Source organism: Streptomyces tyrfis (assembly GCF_037034285.1).
Taxonomy (GTDB): domain Bacteria; phylum Actinomycetota; class Actinomycetes; order Streptomycetales; family Streptomycetaceae; genus Streptomyces.
Genome location: NZ_JBAGJZ010000006.1, coordinates 36,771 through 52,424 on the forward strand (window position 1 = coordinate 36,771; position 15,654 = coordinate 52,424).

Consider the following 15,654-nt stretch of genomic DNA (forward strand, 5'->3'; position numbering starts at 1 on the left):
TCAACGGATCCACGGACCGGTTCAGCGTACGCCAGCGTCCGGCGGGGTCAGCCGCCGGACCGGGTGAGCGTGCCGTAGGGGAGGCCGGCGCCCCTCTCCTCGGAGCGGAAGCGGAGGGTGCCGTCGTCGTTCCGGGTGAAGTGGACCTCGGACTCGGTGGAGGTGCAGAGGGCGCGGTCGCCGGGGCGTTCGGGGTCGGCCCGCTCATGGAGCGTCAGCTCCTTGCCGGTGCCGGAGGTGAGGGCGGCGACGCTGTTGCAGCGGACGGTCAGCCCGAGGGCGGTGACCTCCGTGGTCATGCGGACCACGTCGGCGCCCTTCCGGCCGGGGGTGAACACGGCGGTGAGCGTGCCGTGCGACTGCCCCGTCGTGCGCTCGGTGAGCGGGCCCCGCCAGGTGCCGACGAACCCCTTCGGCAGCTCGGTGATCCGGCCCGGGTCGCCCGCCCCCGGGTCCCCGTCGGACGCGGGGGGCCGGGTGGAGGGGCGGGCGCCCGGTCCCCCTTCGGCGGTGTCCCGGGCGCCTCCGCCCGGCATCAGGTCGAAGAGGTACGCGCCGCCCACGAGGACGACGGCGAGCGAGCCCGCCACGGCGAGGGCGACGGTGCAGCTCAGCCGCCGGCCCCGCCGGGCGCCGGGCCGGGAGGGCGCGGTGTCCGCGCCGACGGTGACGGAGAACCGGGGGTCGGACGTCCGGGGCCCCGGCAGCCCGGCGGCCCCGGGCCCGCCCGTCGCCCCGGACGCACCCGGCGCACGTGCCGGGCCGTGCGGAGCGGCCCCGTCCGCCTCGGTGGGGACCCAGGCGGGCGGTACGTCCGGCCCGGACGGGCGGGGCGTTCCGTACGGGGAGGAGGACCCGGGCGGGGGCGGGTACGGAGAGGACGGGTACGGCGAGGAGGCGTACGGCGACGGGGACCCCGGGGCGGACGGGTACGGCGACGCGGACCCGGGCGAGGACGAGTACGGCGACGGCCCGCCCGGCGCGCCGGGGTCGCCGGGGTCGCCCTGGGTCGTCCCGTGGCCGCCGCGCGCCCCGCCGTCCCCGCCGTCGTGGCCGCCGCCCGCGCTCCCGCCGCTCCCGGCATTCGCGCTTCCACTGCTCCCGGCGTTCGCGCTGTTCGCGCCGTTCGCGCCGGCGGGGCCCCAGGACGCCGCGCTGAACGGCACCGGCCCGGACTGCGCCGGCGCGTCCTGCGGTTCCAGGTCCAGCAGCGCGACCGCCGCCCGGCTGACCTCGCGTACCAGCGGGTCGGGCAGCCAGCCCGCCGCCACCAGCTCCGCCGCGCCGCCCGGCGCCAGCCTGCGGGCCAGTTCCAGCGGGGTCGGCCGGTCCTCCGGGTACTTCTCCAGGCACCCGGCGACGACCTCCCGAAGCTCGCCCTCCAGTTCTCCCAGCTCGGGTTCCTCGTGCACCACCTTGTAGAGCAGTACGGCGGACGAGTCGCCCAGGAAGGGGGCGGAGCCGGTCGCCGCGTAGGCGAGCACCGCGCCGAGCGAGAAGACGTCGGCCGCGCCCGAGATGTCCGTGCCCCTGATCTGCTCCGGCGCCATGTAGCCGGGCGAGCCGACGGACACCCCGGTGGAGGTGAGGGAGGTCGTGGCGCCGAGGGCGTGGGCGATCCCGAAGTCGATCAGCCGGGGGCCGTCGAGGGCGAGCAGCACGTTGGACGGCTTCACGTCGCGGTGGACGAGTCCCTGCCCGTGCACCGCGGCCAGCGCCTCCCCCAGCCCGGCGCCCAGCGTCCGCACCGCCTGCTCGGGCAGCGGGCCGTGCCCGACGACCGCGGCGGACAACGGGGGCCCGGCCACATAGCCGGTGGCCACCCACGGAATCGGGGCGTCCGGGTCGGCGTCCAGCACGGGCGCCGTCCACTGCGCGCCGATCCGCCTCGCCGCCTCGACCTCCCGCCGGAAGCGGGCCCGGAACTGCTCGTCGAGGGCGAAGTGGGGGTGCACGACCTTCACCGCGACGGTGCGCCCGCCCGCGCTGCGCCCCAGGTACACCCGGCCCATGCCGCCCGCACCGAGCCTGCCGAGCAATCGGTAGGCACCGATGGTCGGCGGTTCGCCGGCTTCCAGCGGCTGCATATCCGTACTCCCCCTGATGTACCGGCCGGATCTTTCGGTCGAAGACTAAGGGCACCGGATCCCGGCGGAAACCGCCCGCCGATTTCGCCCCCACTGGAACGAACGACGACTTCCGCCGCGGTGAAAGGCGTGAATGCGTCGTTCACGCGAACGAATCGGGCATGGCGGCGGGACTCCGTCCGGACGGCTTCCCGGAATCGGTTATTCGCCGCTTATTCACCCGAACCGATAGCCGCTGGAGACCGTCGGAGAGAAGAACGGATGAGCGGGCGGCGAGAAGGGCGGGGAATTCTCCTCCCGGAAAGTTCAGGATTCACCCATATTCCGGCTGTCCCGGTCATCCCGGTCCCATTCCCGCACGGGGCGCGCGGCGCCCGCGCGGCCGGACCCCGTCCCGGCGCGCGGTGCGGCCGTTCCCTCCCCGGCGCGCCCGTGCTCCGGCGGCTCCGCCGCGCGCGCCGGGGGGTACCCCGCGCCCGGGGTGCACCGGTGCCGTTCCGGCTGGCGCCCCGGGCGCGTCCGCCCGGTCAGCCGGGGAGCAGTTCGACCTTCACGTCCGCGGGGAACCCGGTCGTCGGGCCGACCCGGCGGGCGAACTCCGTCACGCCCGCCAACTGGTCGGGTCCGAAGCGGAAGTCCAGGGTCGTGAAGTACCGCTCCAGCACCTCGGCGTCGAAGGCCTCCCAGCGGGCCGCCTGCTCCGCGACCTTGGTGACCTCCTCCAGGGAGAGGTCGCGCGAGGCCAGGAACGCCTCGTGCACCTGACGCACCTGCTCGGGCGCGGCCGCCAGGAAGTCCTTGCGGGCCGCCCAGACCGCGAAGACGAACGGCAGCCCGGTCCAGTCCTTCCACATCTGCCCCAAGTCGTGGACCTGGAGGCCGAGCCGGGGCGCGTCGTGCAGATTGGCCCGGAGCGCGGCGTCGCCGATCAGCACCGCGGCGTCCGCCTCCTGCATCATCACGCCGAGGTCCGGCGGGCAGGTGTAGTAGTCCGGGGTCACGCCGTACCGCTCGGCGAGCAGGAGTTGGGCCAGCCGTACGGAGGTGCGGGAGGTCGATCCGAGCGCCACCCTGGCCCGGTCCAGCTGCTCCAGCGGCAGCTGCGAGACGATCACGCACGACATGACGGGCCCGTCGCAGCCCACCGCGATGTCCGGGAAGGCGACCAGGTCGTCGGCGTTGCGCAGGAACTCGACCAGAGTGACGGGACCGATGTCCAGATCGCCCGCGATCAGCTGCTCGCTGAGCTTTTCCGGGGTGTCCTTCGACAGCTCCAGGTCGAGCAGGGTCCCGGTCCTCGCCAGTCCCCAGTACAGGGGGAGGCAGTTCAGGAACTGGATGTGGCCGACGCGTGGCCGGCTGCGACGGTCGTCGCCTGCGGCGGTTGAAACGGTTGAATTGTCCACATCGCGAGGCTAGACCTGCGGGACAGCCCGGAGAGCACCGGGTGCGCCCGACACCGCGGGCCCCCGCCGGAGCCGCCCGGAGCCGTCCCCGAGCCGCCCCGGGCCGCCCTCGCGGCCGCTTTCGGGGCTGCTTCCGGAGCCGTCCGGGGCCGTCCGGGAGGCCCTCGCCCGCCCTCGTTCACCGCGTCCGGGAAAGTTGTACCGGAAGACGCGCCGGAGCCGCCTCCCGAGTCGCTCCCGAGTCACCTCGGAGTCGCACCGGAGACGCTCGCGCGTCACTCTCCCGGACGCGTACTTCATCAGCTCATCCGCACGCCAATGAAACATCCGAGTGAAGTGATCTTTCCCTCTACCCTTCTGTACACGCTGCGTGCTAGGCTCGACGCAAGTTGCAGTTTGGTTTCCCTTGCAGTACAGAGCCTGCGGAGCATGTAACCCGCAGGCTTTTGTAGTTTTCAGACTTCTTTGCAGGTTCTGGAGCAGGGCAACCCTTTGGCCCAAGGAGGGCTTATGGCTACCGGAACCGTCAAGTGGTTCAACGCTGAAAAGGGCTTCGGCTTCATCGCCCAGGACGGCGGCGGCCCGGATGTCTTCGTCCACTACTCCGCGATCAACGCGACCGGGTTCCGCTCCCTCGAGGAGAACCAGGTCGTGAACTTCGACGTCACTCAGGGCCCCAAGGGCCCGCAGGCTGAGAACGTCACCCCGGCCTAAGTTGCCCGGGTCGGCCGATCGCGGCCGACTAGCAGTACCCAAGGAGCCCTGCTCCCCCGTTTGACCGGGGAGCGGGGCTCCTGCCTTTTCCCGCCCGAAGCCCCGGAAACCCCGAAACCCCGGAACCCTCGGAAGCCCGGGAAACCCCGAAGCCCTGGAAACCCCGGCAACCCGGCCTTGACCTTGACACCGTGTGAAGCGGTGCAGTGGGAGCCGTCATGTTCACCATCGGAGACTTCGCCAGGCACGGACGGGTGTCGGCCCGGATGCTGCGCCATTACGACGCCATCGGGCTCCTGCGCCCGGACCGCACCGACCCCGCCACCGGCTACCGCTTCTACGCGGCCACCCAGCTCGCCCGCCTCAACCGGATCATCGCCCTGAAGGATCTCGGCTTCACCCTCCAGCAGGTGCGCGCCGTGCTCGACGAGGAGGTGGGGCCGGCGGAGCTGCGCGGGATGCTGCGGCTGCGGCGGGCGGAGCTGGAGGAGGCCATGGCGGCGACGGCCGCGAGGCTGGCGCGGGTCGAGGCGAGGCTCCGGTCGATCGAGAGCGAGGGACGCATGCCCAGGGACGACGTGGTGGTACGGAAGGTGCCCGCGGTGCGGGTGGCCGAGCTGACCGGCGTCGCGGCGGGCTTCGAGCCGGAGGACGTCTCTCCGGTGATCGGGCCGCTGTACGACCGGCTCTTCCCGTCCCTGGAAGCGGCGGGCGTGAGCCCGAGCGGCCCCGGGATCGCGTACTACGAGGACGCCCCGGAGGGCGGCGGAGCGGTCGTCGTCCACGCCGGGGTGACGGTCTCGGCCCCGCTCGGGCCGCTCGGCGGCGACGGGGTCGTGGTGGTGGAGCTGCCCCCGGTCGAGGCGGCGGCCGTCGTCCACCGGGGAGCGATGGACGACGTGCTGCCGACGGCGCAGGCCCTGGCCCGCTGGATCGACGCCAACGGCTACCGGTCGACGGGGTACGCCCGTGAGATCAGCCTGGAGTGCCCCGAGGACCGGGACGCCTGGGTGACCGAACTCCAGGAACCGGTCGCCAGGGCCTGACGCGGGGCCGCGGGCCCGGCGCGGGCGCATGGGGTTCGGCGCGGGCGCATGGGGCCCGGCGCGGGCGCATGGGGCCCGGCGCGGGCGCATGGGGCCCGGCGCGGGCCCGATGGGCCCCACCTCTGACACGGGACCCTGGTGCCGGGCCCTGACGCGGAGCCCTGGCACCGGACCCGCACGGGCCCTACCCGCCCGGCCCTACCCGCACGGACCCAACCCGCCCGGGCCCTACCCATACGGGCCGGGCCCGGGCGAGGCGCCCCCGCCCGGGCGCGCTCCTACCGTCCGCCGGGCCCCGCCCACAGTCCGTCGTCCGTCAGCCCCAGCAGCTCGATCGCGTTGCGGCGCACGATCCGGTCCACGACCTCGGCGTCCAGGTGCCCCATCTGCGCCTCCCCGACCTCGCGCGACTTGGGCCAGGTGGAGTCGGAGTGCGGGTAGTCCGTCTCGTACAGCACGTTTCCGACGCCGATCGAGTCCAGGTTCCTGAGCCCGAAGGCGTCGTCGAAGAAGCAGCCGTAGACGTGGTCCGCGAACAGCTCCGAGGGCGGGCGGCGGACCTTGTCCGCGACCCCGCCCCAGGCGCGGTTCTCCTCCCAGACCACGTCGGCGCGTTCCAGGATGTACGGGATCCACCCGATCTGCCCCTCCGCGTACATGATCCGGAGGTTCGGAAACCGCTCGAACTTGCCGCTCATCAGCCAGTCGACCATCGAGAAGCAGCAGTTGGCGAAGGTGATGGTGGAGCCGACGGCCGGCGGGGCGTCGGCCGAGGTCGACGGCATCCTGGACGACGAGCCGATGTGCATCGCGATCACCGTCCCCGTCTCGTCACAGGCACGCAGGAACGGGTCCCACTCGTCCGTGTGAATGGACGGCAGCCCCAGATGCGGGGGTATCTCGGAGAAGGCCACCGCGCGCACCCCGCGCGCCGCGTTCCGCCGGACCTCCTCGGCGGCCAGTTCCGCGTCCCACAGCGGGATCAGGGTGAGCGGGACGAGCCGGCCGTGCGCCTCGGGCCCGCACCACTCCTCCACCATCCAGTCGTTGTACGCGCGCACCCCGAGGAGCCCCAGCTCCCGGTCCTTCGCTTCGGTGAAGGTCTGGCCGCAGAAGCGGGGAAACGTGGGGAAGCACAGGGCGGACTGGACGTGGTTGACGTCCATGTCGGCGAGCCGCTCGGGCACCGAGTACGAGCCGGGGCGCATCTGCTCGTAGGTGATGATCTCCAGCTTGATCTCGTCCCGGTCGTAGCCGACCGCGGTGTCCAGGCGGGTGAGCGGGCGGTGCAGGTCCTCGTACACCCACCAGTCGCCGATCGGGCCGTCATCGCCCTCGGCGCCCATCACAGGCGCGAATTTTCCGCCCATGAAGGTCATTTCCTTGAGCGGCGCGCGCACGATCCGGGGGGCGCGGTCGAGGTACTTCGACGGGAGCCGGTCCCGCCAGACATGAGCGGGCTCCACCGTGTGGTCGTCCACCGAGATGATCTTGGGGAAGGTCTCCATGCCTTTCACGGTAGCGTCGATCTGACGAACCGTCAGCTATCCGGGCGGATCCTCGTTCTGCGATCGTTGTCGAGGGCTTGTGCAGAGCGTCACCCACTGCTGACGTCTCCGCCCGTGACAAGGCAGACTGTTGAGCGCGATACCAGCGGTACACAGCAATCCGGATGCGCCCTCCCCGGACCGGAGAGCATGGGCGGCGGGCGGTCCGGGACGGACAGCACACCGGCACGATCGGCAGGGCGAGCAGGGCAGGGGGCGGCAATGGACCGTGACAACGGACCACGAGCGCGGGTTCCGGAGCAGCGTGGTCCGCGGCAGCGGTCCGCCGACGGCTCCGACCTGTGCTTCTCCGTGCTCGGTCCGGTACGGGCGTGGCGCGGCGACGACGCCCTGCCGTCCGGTTCGCCGCAGCAGCGCGCCCTGCTGACCGCGCTGCTGCTGCGCGGCGGGCGCACGGCCACCGCGGCCGAGCTCATCGACGCCATCTGGGGCGAGGACCCGCCCTCGCAGGCCCTGGCCGCCGTGCGCACCTACGCCTCCCGGCTGCGCAAGGTCCTCGACCCGCAGACGCTGGTCAGCGACGCCGGCGGGTACGCGATCCGCACCCGGCACGACGCGGTCGACCTGACGGTCGCCCAGGAACTGGCGGCCGACGCGGAAAAGGCCCGGGTGGGCGGCGACCGCGCCCGGGCCCGCGCGCTGCTCGACGAGGCGCTCGGCCTGTGGGACGGCGAGGCGCTGGCCTCGGTGCCCGGCCCGTACGCCGAGAACCACCGCGCCCGCCTGGAGGAATGGCGGCTCCAGCTCACCGAGACCCGGCTGGACCTGGATCTGGACCTCGGCTGCCACGCCGAGGCGGTCTCCGAGCTGACCGCCCTCACCGCCGCGCACCCGCTGCGCGAGCGGCTGCGCGAACTCCTCATGATCGCCCTGTACCGCAGCGGCCGGCAGGCGGAGGCGCTCGCGGTGTACGCGGACACCCGCCGGCTGCTCGCCGACGAGCTGGGCGTCGACCCGCGCCCCGAACTCTCCCAGCTCCAGCAGCGCATCCTGCGGGCCGACGAGGAGCTGGCCCGCCCCGCCGACGAGCCGGCCCCGGTCCCCGTGCCGGTGCGCCCCGCCCAGCTCCCGGCGACCGTGCCGGACTTCACCGGCCGCTCCGCCTTCGTACGGGAGCTGGGCGACCGGCTGGCGACCGCGGAGGGCTCCGTCATGGCCGTCTCCGCGCTGGCCGGCATCGGCGGCGTCGGCAAGACGACCCTCGCCGTGCACGTCGCCCACCAGGCGCGCCAGCACTTCCCGGACGGCCAGCTGTACGTGGACCTCCAGGGCGCGGGGGCCCGTGCCGCCGAACCGGAGACGGTCCTCGGCGCGTTCCTGCGCGCGCTGGGCGCGGCGGACTCCGCGATCCCCGACTCCCTCGACGAACGCGCCGCCCTCTACCGCTCCACGCTCGACGGCCGCCGCATCCTCGTCCTCCTCGACAACGCGCACGACGCGGCGCAGATCCGCCCGCTGCTCCCCGGCACGCCGGGCTGCGCCGCCCTGGTCACCAGCCGCGTCCGGCTCGTCGACCTGGCCGGCGCCCACCTGGTCGACCTGGACGTGATGTCCCCGGACGAGGCGCTCCAGCTCTTCACCCGCATCGTCGGCGAGGACCGGGTCGCCGCCGAGCGCGAGCCCGCCCTCGACGTGGTCGCCGCCTGCGGCTTCCTCCCGCTGGCCATCCGGATCGCCGCCTCCCGCCTGGCCGCCCGCCGCACCTGGACGGTCTCGGCCCTGGCCGCCCGGCTCGCGGACGAACGCCGCCGCCTCGACGAGCTCCAGGCCGGCGACCTCGCGGTGAAGGCCACGTTCGAACTCGGCTACGGGCAGCTCGAACCCGCCCAGGCCCGCGCCTTCCGCCTGCTGGGCCTGGCCGACGGCCCCGACATCTCCCTCGCCGCGGCCGCCGCGCTGCTCAACCTGGACCCGCACGTCGCCGAGGACGTCCTGGAGTCCCTGGTCGACACCAGCCTCCTGGAATCCGCCGCCCCGGGCCGCTACCGCTACCACGACCTGGTGCGCCTCTACGCCCGCTCCTGCGCGGAACGGGACGAACAGCCCCCGGAGGAACGCGAGGCGGCGCTCTCCCGGCTGCTGGACTTCTACCTGGCGACGGCGGCGGGCGTGTACGCGCTGGAGCGGCCGGGCGACCGGCTGGTGGACCACCTGGAGCCGACGGGGCACGCGGGGCTGCGGTTCACCGACCGGCACAGCGCGCGGGACTGGCTCTACTCCGAGGCGGCCTCCCTGCTCTCCTGCGTCCGCCAGTCCACCGGCCCCGCGACGCTCCCCCGGGGCATCGACCTGCTCTGGGCGGCGCTCGACCTGGGCGAGTCGGGGGCGAACTCGAAGCAGTACGAGTCGACCGCCGTCGCCGTCCTGGAGGCCGCCCGCACGGCGCGCGACCCGCGTGCCGAGGTGCGCGCCCTGATGACGCTCGCCGACGTGCACCACACCTCCGGCCGTTTCGACCAGGCCAGGGACGAGGCGGAGAGGGTCATGCGGCTGGTCGAGTCCACGCGCGACCCCCTGCCCGGCTGCTGGGCGCCGAACGCCCTGGGGATCATGGCGCTCTATCAGAACCGGCACGAGGACGGCGAGAAGTACCTCACCCTGGCCATCGAGCGCTTCCGGGAGATCCACGACCGCCCGGGAGAGGCGAGCGCGCTGTGCAATCTGTCGCGCATCCACCTCGCCACCGGCCGCACCGACAGCGCGGTCTCGCTGGCGCAGCAGGGCATAGACATCTACGACGCCCTGGGGCACGCCCTGCGAAGCGCGAACGGGCGCTACGCGCTGGGCATGGCTCTCACCCAGAGCGGGCAGTTCTCCACCGCCGCGGAGAGCCTCCTGGAGGCGCTGGAGATCTTCCGTGACAGCCGCCAGCGTCTGTGGGAGGGAATGACCCTCTTCCGCCTCTCCGAGGTCGACCTCGCGTCCGGCAGCTCGGCCGACGCGGCGACCAAGGCCGAACTGGCCCTGACCTCCCTGCGCGGGATCGGCGGCGAATGGCGGCGGGGCAATGTGCTCACCGTGCTCGGCCGGGCCCTCGACGACATCGGCCAGTTCGGCCGGGCACAGGTGTGCTGGCGCGAGGCTCTGACCATTTACGATCAGCTCGGCTCCCATGAGGCCGCCGAGGTGCGCGCCCTGCTGGCGTCCGCGGCGACCTAAGGGCTGGACGCCTCCGGGAAGGTCGCGCCCTTGCCGGGAGGGGTGCCTTCGCCGGGAGGGGTGCCTTCGCAGGGGTGCCTTCGCCGGCAGGGGTGCCTTCGCAGGGGTGCCTTCGCCGGGAGGGGTGCCCTTCCCGGGAGGGCGCCGGGCCGCGTCGGCCGGGCCGGAGCGTCGTTCATCGTTCGTTTATCGCGGCACGGCACTCTCTTGCATGTCAATCCGCCGCGTCGGGGGGCAGGCGGATCGATGCCGAGGCCGTAGCACTAATGTGAGCGGCCCTGAGGCGCCCGCCCGGCAGTCCACGGGGGAACAGCCGGGCGGGGCGTCGCCCCACCGTCCTAGATGGCTAAGGAAGCAAACGAACATGGCTGACCCGAAGAACAACCTGGAGATCAAGCCGCAGGACATGCACGCCACCGGCGAGGACACCGGGAAGATCACGACCAAGGACATGCACGCCACCGGCGGAACGGTGAAGCCGCAGGACATGCACGCGACGCTCGCCGCCACCGGCACCGATGACATGCACGCGACGGGCGAGCCGGCCAACTAGAGCCGCATTCGGGGGATGGGGGACGGCCGCGGCGGCGCGGAGGGGGAGCCGTCGCGGCCGTGGCGCGTCCACGGGCGCGCGGCCGGAACGAGCGGCCGGAGAGCCCGGGAAGGGAAGAGGGGCGCGAGCACACGGCTCGCGCCCCTCTCCGCGTACCGGCGGGGCCGCTACAGCGCCCGCACCAGCACCTCCGCCCCGCACAGCTTGCCCATGTCGTCCTCGTCCGAGGTGAAGACCACCACCCGGCCCGCCTGACGCCCCGCGATCACCGCGAGCGCCGCGTCGATGGCGTACTTGTGGCCGTGCAGCCCCGTGGCGCGCAGCAGCCCGATCGCCTCGTCGGCGACGTCCTTCGTGACGGGCTCGACGACGATCCGGGACATGGCCCAGTTCCACACGGGCTGCCGGATCCCGCTGTGGTACGCCTCGATGAGCGTCATCGAACTCGTCACCACGCGAGCACCGGCCTGATGTGCCTTCGTGAGGGTGGCCGTCATCCCCCGGTCCCGCAGCACGGCCCTGGACAAGGCTTCGCTGTCCAGCACAAACGTCATTTCCGCCATCAAGCCGCTTCCGCCCCGCCCTGGGCCCCGGCTTCGCGATCCTCGAACCAGCGCTCGATCTCACGCAGTTCCGCGGCCGCCGCCGCCTGTTCCTGCTCCGTGAGCTGTCCGCCCTCTTCCTGCATCCACGCCACCAGCTCCCCCAGCCGGTCGCGCTCGCGCTGCCGCTCTATGGCGCGCGTGACGTACGCGCTGAACGCGCCGGGGCCGACCTCGCGGCGGATCTCCTCCGCCAGCTCCTCCGGCAGGGTGACCGTGTACTTCTTGGTTGCCATACCAGGCACCATACTCTTGCCCCGGACGCCGCGACCGCCCCTTTCACCTGGGCGAATGACCTTCACACCCCCGTGTTGACACATGCGGCGGCCGGGGCGGGCGGTCAGGCGTCCCTCGGGCTCCCCGACCCGTCCGCGCGCCCCCGCAGCTCCCCCTTCAGCACCTTGCCGCTCGCGTTGCGCGGCAGGGCGGGGAGGAACTCCACCGTCCTGGGGACCTTGTAGTTCGCCATCTCGCGGCGCGACCAGGCGATCAGGTCGTCGGCCGTGACGACGGCGCCCGGCCGGCGCACCACGTACGCCCGGCCGACCTCGCCCAGGCGGGGGTCCGGGACGCCGATCACCGCCACGTCCGCGACGTCCGGGTGCAGGCCGAGGATCTGCTCTATCTCGGCCGGGTACGCGTTGAAGCCGCCGGCGATGAACATGTCCTTGATCCGGTCGGTGATCCGCAGGTTGCCGTGCTCGTCGAGGACGCCCACGTCGCCGGTGCGCAGCCAGCCGTCCGGGGTGAGCGTCGCGGCCGTGGCCTCCGGGTCCTCGAAGTAGCCCGCCATCACATGGAAGCCGCGCACCAGGATCTCGCCGGGGGCCCCGGGCTCGGCCAGCACGCGGACCTCCGTGCCCGGGATCGCCCGGCCGGACGTCGCGGCGATCGTCTCCGCCGGGTCGCCCCGGCGGCACATCGTGACGATGCCGCTCGCCTCGGAGAGGCCGTACGCGGTGAGCACGGTCGCGATGCCCAGCTCCGTGCGCAGCCGTTCCACCAGCCGCAGCGGCACCACCGCCGCGCCCGTCACCACCAGGCGGAGGGCGGAGAGGTCGTGGGCGCCCCGGGCCGGATGGTCGAGCAGCGACTGGTGGAGGGTGGGCGGGCCGGGCAGCACCGAGACGCGCTCGGCGGCCACGTTCGCCAGCGCCGTGTCCGCGTTGAACACCGGCTGCGGGATCATCGTCGCGCCCCGCATCAGGCAGGCGAGCACCCCCGCCTTGTAGCCGAAGGTGTGGAAGAAGGGGTTCACGATCAGATAGCGGTCGCCCTCGCGCAGGCCCGCCAGCTCGCTCCAGATCGCGTAGCAGCGCAGGGTCTGGGCGTGGGTGATGACCGCGCCCTTGGGCCGACCGGTGGTGCCCGAGGTGTAGATGATGTCGGAGGGGTCGGTGGGGGCGATCGCTTCGGCGCGGGCCCGGACCGCCCCGGCGGGCACCCCCTCCCCCGCCGCCAGGAAGTCCTTCCAGGTGAGGTAGTCCTCCGGGGCGCTGTCCGCCAGCACCACCACCCGCTCCAGATGCGGGAGCGGCACCCCGGCCCGGCGCAGCGAGGCCACGTACGAGGTGCCGAGGAAGGTCCCGGTGACGAAGAGCAGCCTGGCCCGGCTGCGACACAGGACATCCGCCGCCTCGGCGCCCTTGAAGCGGGTGTTGAGGGGGACCAGGACCGCCCCGGCGGTGACGGCGCCCAGCGCGGAGACGATCCAGTCGAGGGTGTTCGGGGCCCATACCGCGACCCGGTCCCCAGGCTCGACGCCCGAGGCCATGCACGCGGCGGCGGCCCGCTCGACGCGTTCGCCGAGTTCGGCGTACGAGATCCGGGTGCGGCCCTCGACGACCGCCTCCCGGTCCGCGTACCGCCGCGCCGCCGCGCGCACCAGCCCCGGAACGCTGCCCCACTCCTCGTCGCCGCGCATCGCCCGTCCTCCTGACGCAGTATCCGATCGCACCGGCCCCGGTGGCCGTTCCGGTAGCTGACTATCCGTCAGATTAGCTGTAGCCTCAGCCGCTGTCAGCGGTCATGACGGTCTCGGAGGTGGCGGTGACGGCGCTCAAGGACAGGACGGCGATAGCCGGCATAGGTCAGACGAGGTTCGCGAGACGACTGCCGGAATCCGAGAAGACGCTGGCCTGCCGGGCCATCGTCGCGGCGCTCGACGACGCCGGGATCGACGCCTCGGAGGTGGACGCCTTCGCCTCGTACACGATGGAGGAGACCGACGAGGTCGAGGTCGCCAAGGCGATCGGCGCGGGCGATGTGACCTTCTTCAGCAAGGTGGGCTACGGGGGCGGCGGTTCGTGCGCCACGATCGCCCATCTGGCCGCCGCCGTGGCGACCGGGCAGGCGAGCGTCGGGGTGGCCTGGCGGTCCCGGAAGCGGGGTTCGGGGCCCCGCCCGTGGAAGAACACCGCGGTCCAACTGCCCACCCCCGCCCAGTGGACCCGGCCGTACGGGCTGCTGCGGCCGGCCGACGAGATCGGGATGCTGGCCCGGCGCTACATGCACGCGTACGGGGCGACCCGCGACCATCTCTTCAACGTGGCGCTCGCCTGCCGCAACCGCGCCAACCAGAACCCGGACGCGGTGATGTACGAGCGCCCGCTGACCCGCGACATGTATATGACCTCGCGCTGGATCAGCGAACCGCTCTGCCTCTTCGACAACTGCCTGGAGACGGACGGCGCGCTGGCCTGCGTCGTCGTCTCGGCGGAACGGGCCCGGGACTGCCGGCGCAGGCCCGTCTACATCCACTCGGTCGCGCAGGGGCTGCCCGCCCAGCACCACGGGATGGTCAACTACTGGAACGACGACCCGCTCTCCGGCCCGGCGTGGACGGCCGCCCGGCAGCTGTGGAAGCACGCCGACTTCGGCCCGGACGACGTGGACGTCGCGCAGATTTACGACGCGTTCACCCCGCTCATCCCGCTGTCGCTGGAGGGCTACGGATTCTGTGGGCGCGGCGAGGGCGCCGCGTTCACCGAGGGCGGGGCGCTGGAGAGCGGCGGCCGGCTGCCCATCAACACCGGGGGCGGCGGGCTCAGCGAGGCGTATGTGCACGGCTTCAACCTGATCACCGAGGGCGTGAAGCAGTTGCGCGGCGACTCCACCGCCCAGGTCCCGGACGCCGGAACGTGCCTGGTCACCGCGGGCGAGGGCGTGCCCACGTCCGCCGTGCTGCTCAGGAACTGAGGAGCTGGGGGCCGGGGATCGAGGGGCCGGGGAACCGGGGAAGTCGGGGATTCGCGGAAACGGAGAATCGGAGAATTGGAGAGCTGACATGGACGACGCTCTGCTGACGCCGGTCGTGGACGACGACGGCGCCCCCTTCTGGGAGTACGCGGCCCATGGCGAACTCCGGGTGCAGGCGTGCGCCGACCCGGGGTGCGGGAGGCTGCGGTTCCCGCCCCGCCCGTGCTGCCCGCACTGCCGGTCCTTCGCGAGCGAGTGGCGGCTGATGAGCGGGCGCGGCCGGATCTGGTCGTATGTGCTGCCGCATCCGCCGCTGCTGCCCGCGTACGCCGCGCAGGCGCCGTACAACGCCGTCGTGGTGGAACTGGCCGAGGCGCCGGGGATCCGGCTGGTCGGCAATGTGGTGAGCGGCCCGGACGCGGCGCTGGACTCGGTGGACCCGGGGCGGCTGCGGATCGGGGCCCCGGTGCGGGCGGTGTTCTGCCCGGACCCCTCCGGGACGACCCTGGTGCGCTGGCTGCTGGAGCGGTGAGGGGGAGGCGGCGATGGGGCTGCGCACGGAACGGGACGAGCAGACCGGGGTCGCGCTGATCACCCTGGACCGGCCGGAGCGGCTGAACGCGATCGACCTGCCGACGGCCGCCGAACTGACCGCCGCCTGGCGGGCGTTCCGGTACGACGACGGGGTGCGGACGGTCGTCGTCACCGGGGCGGGCGGCCGGGCCTTCTGCACGGGCATCGACCGGTCGGCGGAGGTGCCGCAGCCCTCGTCCCCGTACGCGATCGACGATCCGCTGCTCGCGATCGGGCCGAAGGCGAACGACCTGTGGAAGCCGGTGATCGCGGCCGTGGAGGGGATGGCCTGCGGCGGAGCGTTCTATCTGCTGGGCGAGGCGGAGTTCGTCGTGGCGTCGGAGGAGGCGACGTTCTTCGACCCGCACACCACGTACGGCATGGTCAGCGCCTACGAGGCGATCGCCATGGCGCAGCGGATGCCGTTCGGGGAGGTGGCCCGGATGTCCCTGATGGGTACGGCGGAACGCGTCACGGCCCGCCGTGCCTACGAGATCGGCCTGGTCAGCGAGGTGACGGCGGCGGGCGGCGCGGTGGCGGCGGCGCTGCGGGCGGCGGAGGTGATCGCCTCGTACCCGACGGAGGCGGTGCAGGGGACGGTACGGGCGGTGTGGTCCGCGAAGGAGGCGGCACGGACGCAGGCCATGGCCCACGCCCCGCACCTGATCGCGCTCGGGAACCTGCCGCCGGAACGGCAGGCCGGGCTCTTCCGGGGGCGGGGCGGCGGCGACTTCCGGCTGCGCTGACC

13 protein-coding genes are annotated in these 15,654 nt (G+C 73.2%); 7 read left to right on the plus strand and 6 right to left on the minus strand.

Annotated elements, in window-relative coordinates:
* Positions 1-47 precede the first annotated feature (47 nt).
* Positions 48-2,087: a serine/threonine-protein kinase gene (locus tag WA762_RS06415; protein ID WP_335933655.1), complete on the minus strand. Its 2,040-nt coding sequence runs from the start codon at positions 2,085-2,087 to the stop codon at positions 48-50.
* 527 nt (positions 2,088-2,614) lie between these two features.
* Positions 2,615-3,493 carry a menaquinone biosynthetic enzyme MqnA/MqnD family protein gene (locus tag WA762_RS06420; RefSeq protein WP_335933656.1) on the minus strand — a complete coding sequence of 293 codons (879 nt, stop codon included), beginning with the start codon at positions 3,491-3,493 and terminating at the stop codon, positions 2,615-2,617.
* Between the two features lie 510 nt (positions 3,494-4,003).
* Between WA762_RS06420 and WA762_RS06425 the strand changes: the two genes are divergently transcribed.
* Positions 4,004-4,207, plus strand: a complete 204-nt coding sequence (locus WA762_RS06425) for a cold-shock protein (RefSeq protein WP_017948713.1) — start codon at positions 4,004-4,006, stop codon at positions 4,205-4,207.
* A 218-nt stretch (positions 4,208-4,425) separates the two neighbouring features.
* Positions 4,426-5,253 (plus strand): MerR family transcriptional regulator, encoded by an 828-nt coding sequence (locus WA762_RS06430; RefSeq protein ID WP_335933664.1) that lies wholly within the window; start codon positions 4,426-4,428, stop codon positions 5,251-5,253.
* Positions 5,254-5,531: 278 nt separating this feature from the next.
* Here WA762_RS06430 and WA762_RS06435 read toward each other — a convergent pair whose 3' ends face one another.
* Positions 5,532-6,761 (minus strand): amidohydrolase family protein, encoded by a 1,230-nt coding sequence (locus tag WA762_RS06435; protein ID WP_335933665.1) that lies wholly within the window; start codon positions 6,759-6,761, stop codon positions 5,532-5,534.
* A gap of 261 nt (positions 6,762-7,022) precedes the next feature.
* Between WA762_RS06435 and afsR the strand changes: the two genes are divergently transcribed.
* Both afsR and WA762_RS06445 read left to right on the plus strand, forming a co-directional pair.
* On the plus strand, positions 7,023-9,980 hold the full coding sequence (gene afsR, locus WA762_RS06440; protein WP_335933666.1) for an SARP-family global regulator AfsR: 2,958 nt from the start codon (positions 7,023-7,025) through the stop codon (positions 9,978-9,980).
* 364 nt (positions 9,981-10,344) lie between these two features.
* The gene (locus WA762_RS06445; RefSeq protein ID WP_335933667.1) at positions 10,345-10,533 is read left to right on the plus strand and encodes a hypothetical protein; all 189 of its coding nucleotides are present in this window, start codon (positions 10,345-10,347) and stop codon (positions 10,531-10,533) included.
* A gap of 167 nt (positions 10,534-10,700) precedes the next feature.
* Here the strand turns inward: WA762_RS06445 and WA762_RS06450 are convergent, their stop codons facing one another.
* From WA762_RS06450 to WA762_RS06460, 3 genes are all read right to left on the minus strand, one after another.
* Complete coding sequence (locus tag WA762_RS06450) at positions 10,701-11,096, minus strand: PIN domain-containing protein (RefSeq protein WP_335933670.1); 396 nt, start codon at positions 11,094-11,096, stop codon at positions 10,701-10,703.
* Positions 11,096-11,371, minus strand: a complete 276-nt coding sequence (locus WA762_RS06455) for a hypothetical protein (protein WP_335933672.1) — start codon at positions 11,369-11,371, stop codon at positions 11,096-11,098. Before WA762_RS06455 ends, WA762_RS06450 begins: the two co-directional genes overlap by 1 nt.
* Positions 11,372-11,475: 104 nt before the next feature.
* Positions 11,476-13,059 (minus strand): FadD3 family acyl-CoA ligase, encoded by a 1,584-nt coding sequence (locus WA762_RS06460; protein ID WP_335933674.1) that lies wholly within the window; start codon positions 13,057-13,059, stop codon positions 11,476-11,478.
* 125 nt (positions 13,060-13,184) lie between these two features.
* Between WA762_RS06460 and WA762_RS06465 the strand changes: the two genes are divergently transcribed.
* The 3 genes from WA762_RS06465 to WA762_RS06475 all read left to right on the plus strand — a co-directional run bounded on the left by WA762_RS06465 (position 13,185) and on the right by WA762_RS06475 (position 15,652).
* Positions 13,185-14,333 carry a lipid-transfer protein gene (locus tag WA762_RS06465; protein ID WP_335933879.1) on the plus strand — a complete coding sequence of 383 codons (1,149 nt, stop codon included), beginning with the start codon at positions 13,185-13,187 and terminating at the stop codon, positions 14,331-14,333.
* 88 nt (positions 14,334-14,421) lie between these two features.
* A complete protein-coding gene (locus WA762_RS06470; protein ID WP_335933676.1) occupies positions 14,422-14,865 on the plus strand; it encodes a Zn-ribbon domain-containing OB-fold protein in 444 nt (147 codons plus the stop codon).
* Positions 14,866-14,878: 13 nt separating this feature from the next.
* Positions 14,879-15,652, plus strand: coding sequence for an enoyl-CoA hydratase/isomerase family protein (locus tag WA762_RS06475; RefSeq protein WP_335933677.1), 774 nt, complete (start codon positions 14,879-14,881; stop codon positions 15,650-15,652).
* Positions 15,653-15,654 lie beyond the last annotated feature (2 nt).